The organism is Olsenella sp. DNF00959, assembly GCF_001553055.1.
Lineage (GTDB): Bacteria > Actinomycetota > Coriobacteriia > Coriobacteriales > Atopobiaceae > Olsenella_I > Olsenella_I phocaeensis.
In genome coordinates this window covers 421,895-436,383 of sequence record NZ_KQ960123.1, presented here as the reverse complement: position 1 = coordinate 436,383, position 14,489 = coordinate 421,895, and the positions used below count along the sequence as shown (strand labels likewise).

Here is a 14,489-nt window from a genome sequence, read left to right as displayed (position 1 = left end):
GGCCTGCTAAGATGGTGGGAGCCCAAGCCCAGATGGCCGACACAAGGAGGCCCCCATGCCCCACGCAGTCCTGGCAGAGTTCGCGAGCACGGCCCTCATGATCGTCTTCGGCGTCGGCGTGCACTGCGACACCGTGCTCAAAGGCACCAAGTACCAGGGATCGGGGCACATGTTCGCCATCACCACCTGGTCCTTCGGCATCTCGGTCTGCCTCTTCGTCTTCGGCGGCTCGGTCTGCATGAACCCCGCCATGACCCTCGCCCAGTGCATCCTGGGGCTGGTCCCCTGGGGGATGTTCGTGCCCTACGTCGTCGCTCAGATGCTCGGGGCCTTCCTGGGGGCCGTCGTCGCCTGGTTCATGTACGCGGACGACTTCCGCGCCTCCGAGGGCGTCATCGACGCCACGGCGCAGCGCAACATCTTCTCCACCAACCCCGTGATCCAGAACCTCCCGCGCGACTTCGCCTGCGAGGCGCTCTGCACCTTCGTCTTCATCAGCGCCATCCTCGCCGCCGCCAGCCGCGCGGGCGAGAACGTGATCATGCTCGCCATCGCCGTGGGCCTCATCGTCTGGGCCGTGGGCATGGGCATGGGCGGCATCACGGGCTTTGCCATGAACCAAGCCCGCGACCTGGGTCCCCGCCTCGCCTACCAGCTCCTCCCCATCAAGGGGAAGGTGGATAACAACTGGCGCTACGGGCTTCTCGTCCCGGGCATCGCCCCCTTCGTGGGTGCCGTCGCCGCAGCCCTCTTCGTCCACGGCTTCCTGGGCGTCTTCTAGCGAGGAGTCCGAAGGCGCCGGGGAAGGCGCCTCTCGTCCGCACGGGCAAGCACCAGACCAAGCCACGGCCACGTCCCATCAGGAGGATGCGATGCATGACTACGTACTGAGCTGCTGCTCGACCGCCGACGTGACGGAGGACTTCCTCCATGCGCGCGACATCGAGTACGTGTACTTCAACTACCAGGTCGACGGCGTCTGGTGCAAGGACGACTTCGGTCGCACGCACGCCCCCGCCGAGCTCTTCGAGCGGATGCTCTCCGGCGCGGACGTGACCACCTCGCAGGTCTCCGTCGGCGACTACATCGAGTTCTGGCGTCCCTTCCTCGAGGCGGGGAGGGACGTGCTGCACCTGACCCTCTCGTCCGGGATATCGGGCACCTATGGCTCCGCCTGTGCCGCCCGCGACCAGCTCGCGTCCGAGTTCCCCGAGCGCAGGCTCGTGGTCGTCGACTCCCTTGCCGCCTCGGCAGGATACGGACTGCTCATGGACCGCCTCGCGGAACTCCGCGAGGGCGGCATGGGAATCGAGGAGCTCGCCGCCTGGGCCCTGGAGCACCGCCTCGAGGTCCAGCACTGGTTCTTCTCGTCCGACCTGACCTTCTTCATCAGGGGCGGGCGCATCTCCAAGGCGGCGGGACTCGTGGGTGGCCTGCTCAGGATCTGCCCCGTCATGGACGTGGAGGCGGACGGCTCGCTCGCGGTGGTGGAGAAGATACGCACCAAGGGCCGGGCGCAGAGGCGCGTGGTGCAGCTCATGCACGAGCTCGCGCAGGGTGGCGACGGCTACGACAAGCGCGTCTTCATCAGCAACTCCGCCTGCCTGGACGACGCCAGGACCGTCTCGGACCGCATCGAGGCCGAGTTCCCCCAAATGGACGGCAGGGTGCTCCACTTCGACATAGGAGCCACCATCAGCTGCCACACCGGCCCGGGCACCGTCGCCCTCTTCTTCTGGGGCAAGCCCCGCGCCTAGCCGGGCACCTCTTTTCCGCGGCACCACGACCGCCGGCCCGTCAATGGCGGGCTCGCGAGCGTCCTTCCGGCCCCGTTCACGCGGAGGCTAGGTTGGGGGATGGCCGACCAGACGACCAGACTTCAACAGGAGCTTCTGTCCCCGTTCGCGCGGGGGGCTAGGCCTTCATGCGGAAGAACTCCTCGTAGCGCTCCAGGACGCCCGGCCCCCTCAGGCTCGAGCGGAGCTCCACCCTGCCCTTCCCCTTCGAGGGCGAGAGAAGCGAGGCCTCGGACAGGAGCGAGCGCAGCCTGCGCGCGGTCCCCGCGCCGCCGTCGAAGAGGGGCACGTCACCCAGCACCTGACGGATCTGGCGGGCGACGAAGGGGTAGTGGGTGCAGCCCAGGACCACGGAGTCCACCGCACCGGCATACTCCCCCACCAGGCCTTCGATGAGCTCGAGCAGGTCGGGGGCATCCAGGTCGCCCTGCTCGATGCGATGCGCGAGCCCCACGCAGGGGACGGCGATGACCTCGGAGCCCGAGCCGAACTCGCGGGCGAGGCGGTGGAACTTGTCGAGCCTCAGGGTTACCGGGGTGGCCATGACGAGGATGCGGTCGTGCGGGTCGTGCTCGGTGGCGGGCTTGAGCGCGGGCTCCACCCCCACGATGGGCAGGCTGGGGTGCTCGAGCCGAAGTTGGGCGGCGGCCGCGCTGGTGGCGGTGTTGCAGGCGATGACCACCGCCTTCGCGCCCTCTGCCAGGAAGGAGTCCACGATGCCCCCAGAGAGCTCCCTGAGCTCGTCCACGCCCCTCTCGCCGTAGGGGTTGTGCGCGGAGTCGCCGAAGAACACGAAGTCCTCGTGCGGCAGGAGGCCCACGAGCTCGCGCAGGACGCTGATCCCGCCCACGCCGGAGTCGAAGACGCCTATGAAGCCATCGACGGACGCCATGCGCCCTCCCTTCCGGGGCCCCGCCGACCCGTCCTGCCATGACGGGGCCGCGTGCCCACCCTAGCTTACGCGCCCGTCGTCCATGGAGAAGCTCGCGTCGGCCAGCGACATGGTGCTGGCGCGGTGGCTCACCAGGAGCACCGTCCTCTTGCCGCGCTGTCGGTCGAGGCTGCGCAGGATGGTGCCCTCGTTGAGGGAGTCCAGATTGCTCGTGGGCTCGTCCAAGATCAGGAGGGGGGCGTCGTGCAGGAAGGCCCGGGCCAGGCCCAGGCGCTGCCTCTCTCCGCCCGAGAGCGTGTCCCCCAGCTCGCCCACCATGCTGTCGTAGCCCTGGGGCAGGCTCGTGACGAAGTCGTGGACGGACGCCGCGCGGCAGGCCTCCTCGAGCTCCTCCTGGGTCGCGTCGGGACGGGCTATGAGCAGGTTGTCCCGGATGCTGTCGTGGAAGAGCTGGGTGTCCTGCTCCACCAGGGCCTCGAGCGAGCGCAGGCAGCCGGTGTCCAGGGAGTCGATCCTCTCCCCAGACACCAGTATGCTGCCGCGGTCGGGATCCCAGAAGCGCATGAGCAGACGGCAGAGGGTCGACTTGCCGGACCCGCTCTTGCCCACGACGCCCACGACGCTCCCCCGCGGAAGCTCGAGCGACACGTCGCTCAGAACCCTCTCGCCCTCGTAGGAGAAGCTCACGCCCCTCAGTTCCGCACCGTCGAAGCCTACCTGCGCGCCATCGGTGACCTCCTCGACCTGGGGCTCCTCGTCCAGGAGGTCAAGGACGCGGCTGCCCGCGGCGAGCGTGGCCTGCAGGCCGGTGCCCAGGCGCGCCAGCGCAACGACGGGGCCGAAGGACCCAAGGAAGGCGACCACACAGACGGCCGCGGACGCCCCGTCGAGGCTCCCCGAGACGACGAGATGCGCCGCCAGGGCAAGCTCGGCCAGCGAGAGGAGGGTGATGCAGGCCCCGGCGGCGGCCGACCCCATCCCTCCCAGGCCGGACATCCTGCGCTGCAGCCCGCTCAGGGCGAGGGAGTCCTCCCCGAGCCGTTCCAGGTAGCGCCCACCGGCGTCGAACTGGAGCAGCTCGGCGAGACCCCTGAGCCCGTCCAGGACGAGGCCCGAAAGGCCACCCGCCCGGTCGCGGAGCTCACGACCCAGGCCGCCCGAGGCGCGCGAGGCGAGCAACGGGAGCGCCAGGCCCACCACCAGGTACCCCACGAGGGCGACCATGCCCAGGCGCAGGTCATAACGGCCGAGGAAGGCGACCATGATGCCCGACATCACGGCCGCGATGCACACGGGCGACACGGTATGGGCGAAGAAGACCTCGAGCAGCTCCACGTCCGCAGTGAGGGTCGAGACGAGGTCGCCACGGTCGCTCCCCGCGAGGCGGGCCGGCGCAAGCTCCCTGAGCTTCCCGAAGACGAGGTCGCGGACGTGCGCGAGGAGGCGGAAGGCGATGTAGTGGTTGCAGCTCTGCTCGGCGTAGTGGAGCACCCCGCGCAGGACCGCCAAGGCGGCGAGGGCGCAGAACACCGCAGGCAGGCCCTCCGCCCCCAGGCTGCCGCGAGCGACGGAGACGGCTGCCCAGGCCGCGAGGGCAGGAAGGAAGGTGGCGCAGCAGAAGCCCGCAACCCCGCATGCCACCGCCACGACCATCACGCCGGCGAGAGGACGGGTGAGCGCCAGCATCCTCCCCATGACCCGGAACCTACTCGTCCTCATCCGCACCAGTCCCCTCGACCTCGGCCGGGGCGCCCGCCCCGGCGTAGCCCTCGAGCTCCCTCTGGCTCCCCCAGAGCCTCCCGTAGGCCTCGCAGCCCCGGAGCAGCTCCTCGTGGCTTCCCGAGCCCACCACGCGACCCTCCTCCAGCACGTAGACCCTGGGCGCGTCGACCACGTTGGCAAGCCTGTGCGAGATGAGCACGACCGCCTTGTAGCGCGCGACCTCGCGCACCGCCGCCATGATCGCGTCCTCGCTCTCCACGTCCACGTTGCTCGTAGCCTCGTCCAGCACGAGCACGGACGACTCGTGCAGGAGTGCCCGGGCCAGGGCGAGCCGCTGCCTCTGCCCGCCCGAGAGGTTCTGCCCCTCCTGCTCCACGACCGTGTCGAGCCCCTGCTGCGTCCTGAGGTAGCCTGCGAGCGAGACCGAGCCCAGGGCGTCCCAGAGCTCCCCGTCGCTCGCGTCGGGCCTGGCCATGAGGAGGTTCTCGCGCACGCTGCCGCGGAAGAGGTGAGCCGCGCTGGGAACGGTGGTCACGTAGCGGGCGAGGTCGGCGCGGGAGAAGCCCTCGAGGGGCTTGCCCCCCAACAGCAGCTGGCCCTCCCAGCCCGACTCCCTGCCCGCGAGGAGCGCCGCCACGGTGGACTTGCCCGAGCCCGACTCGCCCACCAGCGCCGTGACGCCCACGGCAGGCACGTCCAGGCTCACCTCGTGCAGCACCTCCTGGCCGCCGGGATAGGAGAAGCTCAGGTGCGAGACGGACAGGTGGTCGCCGGGGACGATCCTCTCGCCCCCCTCCCCATCGCCCTCGGGGAGGTCGAGGACCCGAAAGATCTTGTCCGCCGCCGCCATCCCGTTCATGGCCACGTGGAAGTACGAGCCCAGCATGCGCATGGGCAGGAAGAAGTCGGCGGAGAGGAGCACGACGGAGATGCAGCCCGCGAGGTCGACCCCACCCTCCGCGAGCTGCCAGAGCGCCACCGCCATGCCCGCCGCGGCCCCGCCCAGGGCCACGACGTCCATCACGATGATCGAGTTGAGCTGCATGCGCAGAACCTTCATCGTGACGACGCGGAAGCGCTCGGACTCCTCGTTCATGGCCTCGTGCCGGGCCGCGTCCGCCTGGTAGATCTTGAGGGTGGTGAGGCCTTGGAGGTTCTCGAGGAAGGAGTCACCCAGGGTCGCGTACTCGTCCCAGTAGCTCGCCAGGATGCGCTTGGCGACCTTCTGCACCAGGACGATGGCCACGGGAATCAGGGGCACGCACGCCAGGAGCACGAGGGACGCCGCCAGCGAGGTCCCCCTGAGGACGAGGAAGAGGGTCAGCGGCGCCAGCACCGAGTAGAGGAGCTGGGGCAGGTAGCTGCCGAAGTAGGTCTCGAGCTGCTCCGTGCCCTCGACCGAGAGCTGCACCAGCTCCGCCGTGGGAACGTCGCGCGTGTAGCCGGGACCGACCCTGAGGAGCTTCTCGAAGATGCGCTGCCTCAGCACGCGCCTCACGTCCGAGGAGGCCTCGAAGCACTGGTCGGCCTCGAGCCGCGTCGCCACCGCCTTGACGGCGCAGGAGAGAAGCCCCACTGCCAAGGCGGGGACGAACCCCTGGGTGGAAGCCCCCACGAGCCCCGCCAGCACGGGCGCCAGCGCCCACACCAGCACCACGTCGCAGGCAAGTGAGACCCACTTGAGCCCCACGGCGAGGAGCACGTGGCGCAGGGCCCCAGGCACCAGGTCCAAGAGACGCCTGTCCAACATCCGGCAACACCCTCCCTGCGCCGCAGCGGCGCGGCCGCGGGCGGGCGACGCGCCCCGCGGCAAAAAGTTAGCTTCGTCACTCAGCTGCAAATGATACCCGCTCGCCGCGGGACTGACACTTCCCGCACAATTTGCTAAAGTGTCCATCATTAAAATGTCGCAGGTAGAGGCCATATGGGTCCAGCTACCCAAGGCAAACGAAATCAGCTCGAAAGTCTTGCGACTGACCACGCGAGAGGAGAGGCAGGCGACATGGGCAACGAAGGCAAGAAGGTGAGGGTGCACTACACAGGCACCCTCGACGACGGCAGCAAGTTCGACTCCTCCCACGACAGGGGCGAGCCGCTCGCCTTCACCTGCATGGCCGGCCAGATGATCAAGGGCTTCGACCTCGCGGTGCGCGACATGTCCGTGGGTGACGTCGTCGACGTCAGGCTCGAGCCCGACGAGGCGTATGGCCCCCGCAGGGACGAGCTCGTCCAGACCATCCCCCTGGCGCAGATTCCCGGTGCGGAGGAGCTCGAGGTCGGGGCGCACGTCATGCTCAGCTCCCCCTCCGGCCAGCCCTTCCAGGCCGTGGTCGCCGCCAAGGACGAGGGTCACGTGACCTTCGACATGAACCACGAGATGGCCGGAAAGGCCCTGAACTTCAGGATTGAACTGCTCGAGGTCAGCGAGTAGCCACTACGTCACCCCCTCCCCCGACCGAATGGCACTCGGGAAAGGAAATGGGCCGGGACGTTGCAGAAATGCCACGACGTCCAAAGGACCGAAGATGAACACCACCAGCGAACCCCTGCTTCACGCCTGGCTCCACCTCGCGACCACCATAGACAACGTCAGCATCTCCGCCGGGCTCACCCGCAACGAGATGATGGTCTGCTACGCGCTCTACCTGCAAGACCAGAGGGACCCCAGCATCCCCATCACGCCTACCCAGATCGCGCAGCGGACCAAGATCCGCAAGTCCCAGGTCAACCGCAACCTGAACCAGCTCGAGGAGAAGGGCATCATCACCCGCGAGCACAGCAAGGTCGACCGCAGGCGCGTCTTCGTGCACCTGAACAAGGACAACGTCCACGCCTTCGAGAAGGAGTACAAGGTGGGCCTGGACCTCGTGGACGAGGTCGTCAAGTTCCTAGGCGTCGAGCGCGCCAACGACATCGCCCGAGCCATGGAGGACGTGGCCAAGCTGGCCGAGGAGCAGTTCCCCATGGGGCCCATGTAGGGCGATGCCGCACATCCCGCGCCCCCTGCCACCGGTGATGGCGGGGGGCGCAGCCATGCGTCCGCGCGACGCGGACGAGGACGGAAGTGACGCGATGGCGTACAAGTCGAAGCAGATGATCGTCATGAGGCGCGACCTCAAGATGCGCAAGGGCAAGATCGCGGCCCAGGCGGGGCACGCCTGTGTCGAGGCGACCCTCATGGCCCTCGTGCGCGAGAGAAGGCTCGACGAGCTGCGCGCCACGCCCGACGAGGGCTGGGTCTACCTCGAGGAGGGCGCGCGCGAGCCCACCCCGCTCTCCGACTGGTTCGCGGCGGGAGTGGCCAAGGTCTGCGTCTACGTCGACTCAGAGGAGGAGCTCCTGCGCATCGCGGACGAGGGGCGCGAGCGGGGCCTCGCCGTCGCCCTGGTGCGAGACGCCGGCCTCACGGAGTTCCACGGGGAGCCCACCTACACCTGCCTCGCCTTCGAGCCCCTCCATGCCGACCAGGTCGACCCCATCACGGGAGAGCTGCCGCTCTACTAGGGCAACGGATCCACGGCACCAAGACGGCAGGAGGACGGATGTTCGGGAAGAGGCAGGTCGCACGCGTCACCAGCGCCATCATCGCCCTGCTCGTGGCCATCGTGGTGGCGCTTGCGGGCGGATCCGGCGGCAATGCGGGCCAGGGCACGCCGCAGGAGGGTGCGGCCCAGGCAGGCTCCCCCACCTCCGGCACCCAGGGAACCGCCCTGCAGGACGACGCGCCCTCCGAGGGCGTCAGGGAGGATGGGCGCTACACCTCCAAGGACGAGCTGGCCGCCTACGTCCACGAGTTCGGCCACCTGCCCGCCAACTTCGTCAGCAAGACCAAGGCACGCGAGGCGGGCTGGGACAGCTCCAAGGGCAACCTGGACGAGGTCTGTCCCGGCATGTCCATCGGCGGGAGCCGCTACCACAACGACGACGGGCAGCTCCCGGACAAGCGCGGGCGCAGCTGGACCGAGTGCGACGTCAACTACACTGGCGGCTTCCGTGGAGGCGAGAGGATCGTCTTCTCCAACGACGGGCTCGTCTACTACACCGGCGACCACTATAAGAGCTTCGAGCGGCTGTACTAGCGGGGTCCAGCCGGACGGGAGGCACGTGTGAAGAAGGTCGAGCTGCGCGAGAGCGCGTTGGGCGGGCCCGAGGAACTCCACGCGCTCCTCGCCCGAGAGCTGGGCTTCCCCACCTACTACGGGGGCAACCTCTCCGCCCTGGCCGACTGCCTGGAGGAGCTCGCCGCTCCCACGCGCATCACCTTGGAGCAGGACGGGTCAAGGCGCGGCGACGGTTCGTGGTTCGATCGCGCACGAGCCGTCATCGAGCGCTCCGGCATCCAGAACCCCACCCTCGAGGTCGTCATCCACGCATAGCCTGGCATGCCCGGCGCGCCGTCGGGCGGCGGGCCTCCCCTACTCCTCGAGCGCCAGGGGAGACGAGCTCTCCTTCCTCATGCGCTCTATGCGCCTGAGCAGGCTCTCCTTCTTCGGATACGCGTGCGAGCGCCCGAGCGCGTCTCCCGCGTCGTCCACCAAGACGAAGTAGTACTTGCCATCGAGCTGCTGGTAGATGCGGCACTTTGGCGCGGCGACGCGACCGAAGCCGTGGACCGTGCCATCCTGCACGGGAGCGCCCACCGCAAGGGCCCTCGTCGAGTCCATCCCGGCAAGGCACTCCTCGCGCGAGGGATACACCGTGGACGCGAGGACCACATGCCCGTTGCTGTCGCAGAGGTTGAACTGGTAGAGCCCTTCCTTCTCGACCATGACATACTGTCCCATGCGTGCCTCCTTCTCTCGTGGCGGAGTCACTTATCCACCTGATTCGATATTAGACGCGGGATGCGCGTTTTTGCGCATATCTCCGCAGGCGGACGCCTAGGCCGCGCAACGGTAGGCCCGGGTGCCACACGAAGCGCCAATCCAGGCGCGCTCGTCGAAAGCATCCTTCTGCCGTGACGCGGCGTCATATACCGTTGTGGAATCGGCCGTGCGCGAGGCACGGCCCCGGAGAAGGGGCGGGGCATGTCCAAGCACAGTCGGAGACAGCACACCCGCAAGCGGGAGGACGGACGGGGGCGGCATGGCGTGGCACGGGCCCTCCTGACGCTCCTCCGCACCATCTTGGCCCTCGCCGTCGTCGCGGCCGCCGTCGTCGGGGGCTATGCCATCTACCTCGAGAGCCACTACGCGCGCATCCCCGACGACGAGCTGGTCCAGATCGGGAAGGCAGGCGCCGAGGACGCGGCGCGCCAGCTCGAGCCGGGGAGGGAGTACACGGCAGCGACCTACAACATCGGCTTCGGCGCCTACACCCCCGACTACACCTTCTTCATGGACGAGGGCCGCATGGCCGACGGGACGCCCACCCGGGGCACGAGCTCGGTCGCGACGAGCCGCGAGTCGGTGGAGGCCTGCACCCAGGGCGACGTCTCGAGCCTGAGGGACGCCTTCGGGGGCGAGGGCCCGGACTTCGTTCTCCTGCAGGAGGTCGACGTCGACTCCGACCGCAGCCATCATGTCAATCAGGTCAAGGCGTTCGAGGGGGCCTTTGCCGGGTACCAGTCCGTCTTCGCCTCGAACTTCCACTCCGGCTTCCTTGCCTGGCCCATCACGGCCCCGCACGGACGCGTCAGCTCGGGCCTCCTGACGCTCTCGGACGCGAGCGTGACCTCGGCCACGCGCAGGAGCTACCCGGTGGACGAGAGCTTCCCCACGAAGTTCTTCGACCTCGACCGCTGCTTCGCCATGCTGCGCATCCCCGTTGCCGACGGACACGAGCTCGTGCTGGTCAACAGCCACATGTCCGCCTACGACGCGGGAGGGGGCAGCCGCGCGCGCCAACTCGCCATGCTGGGCGACGTCCTGTCCTCCGAGCGCGCCCGCGGCAACTACGTGATTGCGGGCGGGGACTGGAACCATGCCCTCTGCGGCTCACTCGAGCTGTACCCCAGTCGGCAGCAGGTGCCCGACTGGGTTGCAGTCATGGACGACGGGGACCTGCCCCAGGGCTTCTCGGTCGTGCGCGCACAGAACCTGGAGGAGGTCGCCAGCTGTCGCGGGGACGACATCCCCTACCAGCCCGGCGTCAGCTACCAGACCACGGTGGACGGCTTCATCGTCTCTGACAACGTGAGCGCCACGGCGACCAACGTGGACACGGGCTTCGCCACGAGCGACCACAACCCCGTGGCGCTGCGCTTCTCGCTGGGCAACGCCTCGTAGGAGAGGCACGCCGGCCGAGAGAGGAGACCCGCCCTCACGCGCCGGCCATGAAGCGGGGCATGCCGCCCTCGCCCGCCGCCACGGCGATGTCCACGAGCGCGTCGGCGACGCTGTCCTCGGAGCTCGGCCCTATGTGCCAGCGGGCGGCCTCCCTCACCTCGTCGCTGGCGTTCGCCACCGCGACCGAGTTGGGGAAGCCCGCGATCATTCCCAGGTCGTTCTCGGAGTCACCGAAGGTGGCCACCTCGTCGAGGCCTATCCCCAGCGCATCCGCCAGCACGCGGACGCCCGAGCCCTTGGTCCAGCCCTTGGGCGTGATGTCGATGAGGGGCGCCCAGTTGCTGGGAAACACGAAGTCGAAGGCGGGAAACTCCCCCTTGAGGGCGTCGCGCAGCTCGAGGCGACGCTCGGGGCTACCCCCGCAGCGGATGTTGGACTTCACGTAGCTCGAGGCACCGAGGCGTGGCACGATGCCCGCGCAGCCGAACTCGTCCCCCATGCGTCCAAGCCTCTGCGCGTCGGTGGTCACGCAGATGGCGTCGCCGTCGACGCCGCTTCCCTCCTGCACGTCGAAGACCGCGAGCACGGTGTCGTCCGTGTTCTGGGTGAGCCACGCCGCGACGCGGTCGAGCTCGCCCCCGTCCAGGCTCGTGACGCTTATGAGCTCGCCGTCCAGGTAGACCATCTGCCCGTTGCAGTAGGCGCCAGTGGCGCAGCACGCCTCGTCGCCCCCGAACATCCAGCCCATGGCGGCAGGGAGCCTCCCGCTCACGGGCCCGAAGTGGAGCCCTGCGTCGAGCATCCCGTGAATCGCGGCGAGGGCGCGGTCGCTCGCGCGCGGCCGCCCGAAGGCGATGAGGGTGTCGTCGAGGTCGGTGAGCGCGAGGCGGATCATGTGGGCCTTCCTGTGACGGGGACGCTCTTCCCATCCTAACGCAATGAAGGGCGGGTGCCGTCTTGGCCACCCGCCCCTGGAGCATGCCGTACCACGTGCCTTTTGCCACCGTGCTGGCAAACGCCTTCTTGCCGCGCCCCTTCGGGCACCCTAAGAGCCCTTTGGACTCCCCTCCTTGGCTCACACCCCAGAACCTGGGTGTCCTGCGACAGATGCGATAACTTGTCACACGCCCTAGCTGAGGTTGCTGTTTGATCGAGGACAGATGCGACTGAAGCACAGCGCCTCATCGGGTGGCGCTCCGGCTCCTGCGCAGCTGGGTCGGCACTTCCGACTGTCCCTTGGATTCTGCGATGCTCGTATCGCCTACTAGGCCCTGCTTGCTATGGCCTCTAGAAGAAGACGGGGCTCGCGACGCCAGCTGCGGGACGCCCTGATATCGGCTCTTCCCTGTCCACTGGCATCACCCCCTCGGTTGGCCGATGGCTCGTATCGGCTTCCTGTGTTGATGCAATCGTACCCCAGATTCGGGAATTGTATGCGTTTTTCTGGTCATTTCCGCGAACGGTGGCTTTGGGGGCGCTGGCGAGGGAGACGGCGGCCAGGGGCGGCGGGGCGGCCAAAGCTGCAAGCAGGCGCCCCGCGGCGGGTACAATCTATCCCCTGAGTCGGGGCCGAGCGCCCCATTGGAACAGCCGGACTCCCCGGAGCCACGGCAACGGAGGGATGCCATGCCAGAGCCCATGACCTCGGCCGCAGACGCGACCGCGACCCATCAGGACGACCCCGTCTTCCTCGAGGAGCAGGACCACCTCAAGAGGACGCACGAGCGCCTGCGGGACATCCATGACGCGGTGCAGAGGGAGCTCGAGACCACGCACGAGTATGCTGCCCAGGACCTGCGCGACATGAACGAGGAAGTCAGGCTCAACTTCAACAGCGACGACGAGACCATGGAGACCCTGGCCGCCATCGAGACCCTGAACAGCGTCATCGACACCTACAACCAGCATCACGACTTCACGCTCGACCGCCTGCGGCGCACCCTCCTGCTCCTGCGGCAACCCTACTTCGCCAAGGTGCGGCTCCAGATGAGGCCGGGGCGGCCCGCCCGCGACGTGTACATCGGGACCGTGGGCATCACGGACGAGCGACAGGTCCCCCTCATCGTGGACTGGCGCAGCCCCGTCGCCCAAACCTACTACAACCAGGAGGTCGGCCCCACGAGCTACGAGGTGGACGGACGCACGAAGACGGTGAACCTCGAGCTGCGCCGACAGTTCGACGTCGTGCAGGACCGTCTCAGGTCCTACTTCGACACCAGCGTGGCGATCCAAGACGCCCTCCTGCTCGGGGCGCTCAGGCGCCACCACTCCGAGAAGCTCCAGGCCATCACGGCAACCATCCAGCGCGAGCAGAACCAGGTGGTGCGTCACGAGGACGTCCCAGCCCTCCTGGTGGACGGCATCGCAGGGTCGGGCAAGACCTCGGTGCTCCTCCAGCGCATCGCCTACCTCTTCTACCAGGAGCGCGAGAGCCTCAGGCCGGACCAGGTCTACCTCTTCTCCCCCAACGACGTCTTCGCCCGCTACATCGACACCGTCCTGCCCAGCCTGGGCGAGTCCAACCCGCACACCCTCACCTGGAAGTCCTTCCTCGCGGGGCAGGGGCTCGACCAGCGCTCGGGAGGCGAGGGCGTGGACGCCTCCGCACTCAGGGAGCTCGGGCGGTCGGTCGCCTCCATCGCCCTCGAGGACGACGACTTCCGCGACGTCCACGTGGGCGACGTGCGACTGGTGTCCGCCGCACAGATCCGCAAGTCCGTCGAGGAGCACGTGGGCAGGCTCGGCATGGGCCCCCGCCTCTTCGCGCTCGTGAAGGAGGACCTGCACCAGAAGGTCGAGCGTCGGATGTCGCAGCTTGCCCACAACGAGGAGCTGCAGGAACAGATGCTCTCCCTCGACGTGGACGAGCAAATGCGCATCTTCGGGGAGCTCGTCGCCCCCGCCGACGAGGACGAGACCGTGGCCTGCGCCCGCCGCTATGCCCGCGAGCTCTTCTCGCCCGCCTTCTCCGACGTGGACTCCTGCTCCTGGCTGCGTCTGGACCGCATAGGCATGCGCGTCACCGGCAGGCAGGCCCTGAGCGCCGTCGAATGGCTCTACCTCAAGCTCGCGCTCACCGGGGACGGGGCGCAGGACGCGCGCTACGTGATGGTGGACGAGGTGCAGGACTACAGCGAGGCGCAGCTCATGCTCCTCGCACGCTACTTCGGCCGTGCCCACTTCCTCCTTTTGGGAGACCGTCACCAGGCCATCCGCGAGGGCAGCGCGAGCTTCGAGGCCCTCCGCTCCATCTTCGAGGAGACGCACGGCACGGTGGCCCAGTGCCGCCTGCTCACGAGCTACCGCTCCTCCCCCGAGATCACCGAGCTCTTCTGCGGCCTCCTCGACGAGGAGGAGCGCGTGACCCTGAGCTCCGTGAGGAGGCCGGGCGTCGCGCCCCTCATCCGCGCCTGTCCCCAGGACGCGGACGCGTACCTGGCCGAGCTGCGGGCGCAGGTCGAGGAGGCGCGAGGCCGGGAGGGCCTCTGTGCCGTCGTGGCGCAGGACAAGGCCCGTGCCAACTGGCTCTCGCGCCAGCTGGGCGACTCCGTGACATACCTTGGCAAGGGAGACGAGCTCCCCAAGGAAGGCGTGGTGCTCCTGGACCTGAGACTCGCCAAGGGTCTCGAGTTCGACGAGGTCATCGTGCCCGACGCCCAGGCGGAGGCCTACCCGGGCGACGAGATCTCTCGCAGGAGGCTCTACACGGCGATCAGCCGCGCCATGCATCGCGTGGTCGTGCTCAGCCAGGGCCCCATGACCCCACTGCTCGACGCGTAGGGCCGGGCTCCCGAGGAACGGTCAGGCGGCCGGCGCGACCTACGCGCCGGCCGCCTTCCCTCGTGGCACACA

At 68.5% G+C, this 14,489-nt stretch carries 14 protein-coding genes; 9 read left to right on the top strand and 5 right to left on the bottom strand.

All coding sequences use genetic code 11. The features are described from left to right. Positions 1–55: 55 nt before the first annotated feature. Positions 56–781, top strand: coding sequence for a D/L-lactic acid transporter LarD (gene larD, locus HMPREF1868_RS01885; RefSeq protein WP_062529864.1), 726 nt, complete (start codon positions 56–58; stop codon positions 779–781). A gap of 91 nt (positions 782–872) precedes the next feature. Then, positions 873–1,757, top strand: coding sequence for a DegV family protein (locus tag HMPREF1868_RS01880; protein WP_062529862.1), 885 nt, complete (start codon positions 873–875; stop codon positions 1,755–1,757). Between the two features lie 157 nt (positions 1,758–1,914). Here the strand turns inward: HMPREF1868_RS01880 and murI are convergent, their stop codons facing one another. The 3 genes from murI to HMPREF1868_RS01865 are packed head-to-tail and all read right to left on the bottom strand — an operon-like array spanning position 1,915 to position 6,160. Beyond that, on the bottom strand, positions 1,915–2,688 hold the full coding sequence (gene murI / locus HMPREF1868_RS01875; protein WP_062529860.1) for a glutamate racemase: 774 nt from the start codon (positions 2,686–2,688) through the stop codon (positions 1,915–1,917). 60 nt (positions 2,689–2,748) lie between these two features. After that, positions 2,749–4,407: a thiol reductant ABC exporter subunit CydC gene (gene cydC / locus HMPREF1868_RS01870; RefSeq protein ID WP_197414919.1), complete on the bottom strand. Its 1,659-nt coding sequence runs from the start codon at positions 4,405–4,407 to the stop codon at positions 2,749–2,751. After that, positions 4,394–6,160, bottom strand: a complete 1,767-nt coding sequence (locus HMPREF1868_RS01865; protein ID WP_062529856.1) for an ABC transporter ATP-binding protein/permease — start codon at positions 6,158–6,160, stop codon at positions 4,394–4,396. The genes cydC and HMPREF1868_RS01865 overlap by 14 nt, the downstream gene beginning before the upstream one ends. Positions 6,161–6,412: 252 nt before the next feature. Between HMPREF1868_RS01865 and HMPREF1868_RS01860 the strand changes: the two genes are divergently transcribed. The 5 genes from HMPREF1868_RS01860 to HMPREF1868_RS01840 all read left to right on the top strand — a co-directional run bounded on the left by HMPREF1868_RS01860 (position 6,413) and on the right by HMPREF1868_RS01840 (position 8,786). Continuing rightward, positions 6,413–6,841, top strand: a complete 429-nt coding sequence (locus HMPREF1868_RS01860) for an FKBP-type peptidyl-prolyl cis-trans isomerase (protein ID WP_009279617.1) — start codon at positions 6,413–6,415, stop codon at positions 6,839–6,841. Positions 6,842–6,935: 94 nt separating this feature from the next. Beyond that, the gene (locus HMPREF1868_RS01855; protein WP_009279618.1) at positions 6,936–7,388 is read left to right on the top strand and encodes a MarR family winged helix-turn-helix transcriptional regulator; all 453 of its coding nucleotides are present in this window, start codon (positions 6,936–6,938) and stop codon (positions 7,386–7,388) included. Positions 7,389–7,443: 55 nt separating this feature from the next. Then, positions 7,444–7,914 carry an aminoacyl-tRNA hydrolase gene (pth2, locus tag HMPREF1868_RS01850; RefSeq protein ID WP_082719472.1) on the top strand — a complete coding sequence of 157 codons (471 nt, stop codon included), beginning with the start codon at positions 7,444–7,446 and terminating at the stop codon, positions 7,912–7,914. A gap of 38 nt (positions 7,915–7,952) precedes the next feature. Next, complete coding sequence (locus HMPREF1868_RS01845; RefSeq protein ID WP_062529854.1) at positions 7,953–8,489, top strand: ribonuclease domain-containing protein; 537 nt, start codon at positions 7,953–7,955, stop codon at positions 8,487–8,489. A 27-nt stretch (positions 8,490–8,516) separates the two neighbouring features. After that, the gene (locus HMPREF1868_RS01840; protein ID WP_009279621.1) at positions 8,517–8,786 is read left to right on the top strand and encodes a barstar family protein; all 270 of its coding nucleotides are present in this window, start codon (positions 8,517–8,519) and stop codon (positions 8,784–8,786) included. Positions 8,787–8,825: 39 nt separating this feature from the next. Here HMPREF1868_RS01840 and HMPREF1868_RS01835 read toward each other — a convergent pair whose 3' ends face one another. After that, positions 8,826–9,194: a YegP family protein gene (locus tag HMPREF1868_RS01835; protein ID WP_062529852.1), complete on the bottom strand. Its 369-nt coding sequence runs from the start codon at positions 9,192–9,194 to the stop codon at positions 8,826–8,828. A 243-nt stretch (positions 9,195–9,437) separates the two neighbouring features. On the opposite strand from HMPREF1868_RS01835, the gene HMPREF1868_RS01830 reads away from it, so the two are divergent. After that, positions 9,438–10,637 carry an endonuclease/exonuclease/phosphatase family protein gene (locus HMPREF1868_RS01830; RefSeq protein WP_156439376.1) on the top strand — a complete coding sequence of 400 codons (1,200 nt, stop codon included), beginning with the start codon at positions 9,438–9,440 and terminating at the stop codon, positions 10,635–10,637. A 34-nt stretch (positions 10,638–10,671) separates the two neighbouring features. Here HMPREF1868_RS01830 and HMPREF1868_RS01825 read toward each other — a convergent pair whose 3' ends face one another. After that, positions 10,672–11,532: an HAD family hydrolase gene (locus HMPREF1868_RS01825; RefSeq protein WP_062529850.1), complete on the bottom strand. Its 861-nt coding sequence runs from the start codon at positions 11,530–11,532 to the stop codon at positions 10,672–10,674. Between the two features lie 731 nt (positions 11,533–12,263). Between HMPREF1868_RS01825 and HMPREF1868_RS01820 the strand changes: the two genes are divergently transcribed. After that, positions 12,264–14,417, top strand: a complete 2,154-nt coding sequence (locus tag HMPREF1868_RS01820; protein WP_062529847.1) for a HelD family protein — start codon at positions 12,264–12,266, stop codon at positions 14,415–14,417. Positions 14,418–14,489: the final 72 nt, after the last annotated feature.

Bases quoted from the DNA above. Each gene is read 5' to 3' on its own strand.
- HMPREF1868_RS01865 (WP_062529856.1), bottom strand. From the start codon at position 6,160: ATGTTGGACAGGCGTCTCTTGGACCTGGTGCCTGGGGCCCTGCGCCAC.
- HMPREF1868_RS01880 (WP_062529862.1), top strand. From the start codon at position 873: ATGCATGACTACGTACTGAGCTGCTGCTCGACCGCCGACGTGACGGAG.
- HMPREF1868_RS01860 (WP_009279617.1), top strand. From the start codon at position 6,413: ATGGGCAACGAAGGCAAGAAGGTGAGGGTGCACTACACAGGCACCCTC.
- HMPREF1868_RS01820 (WP_062529847.1), top strand. From the start codon at position 12,264: ATGCCAGAGCCCATGACCTCGGCCGCAGACGCGACCGCGACCCATCAG.
- HMPREF1868_RS01825 (WP_062529850.1), bottom strand. From the start codon at position 11,532: ATGATCCGCCTCGCGCTCACCGACCTCGACGACACCCTCATCGCCTTC.
- larD (WP_062529864.1), top strand. From the start codon at position 56: ATGCCCCACGCAGTCCTGGCAGAGTTCGCGAGCACGGCCCTCATGATC.
- cydC (WP_197414919.1), bottom strand. From the start codon at position 4,407: ATGAGGACGAGTAGGTTCCGGGTCATGGGGAGGATGCTGGCGCTCACC.
- HMPREF1868_RS01845 (WP_062529854.1), top strand. From the start codon at position 7,953: ATGTTCGGGAAGAGGCAGGTCGCACGCGTCACCAGCGCCATCATCGCC.
- HMPREF1868_RS01835 (WP_062529852.1), bottom strand. From the start codon at position 9,194: ATGGGACAGTATGTCATGGTCGAGAAGGAAGGGCTCTACCAGTTCAAC.
- murI (WP_062529860.1), bottom strand. From the start codon at position 2,688: ATGGCGTCCGTCGATGGCTTCATAGGCGTCTTCGACTCCGGCGTGGGC.
- HMPREF1868_RS01855 (WP_009279618.1), top strand. From the start codon at position 6,936: ATGAACACCACCAGCGAACCCCTGCTTCACGCCTGGCTCCACCTCGCG.
- HMPREF1868_RS01830 (WP_156439376.1), top strand. From the start codon at position 9,438: ATGTCCAAGCACAGTCGGAGACAGCACACCCGCAAGCGGGAGGACGGA.
- pth2 (WP_082719472.1), top strand. From the start codon at position 7,444: ATGCGTCCGCGCGACGCGGACGAGGACGGAAGTGACGCGATGGCGTAC.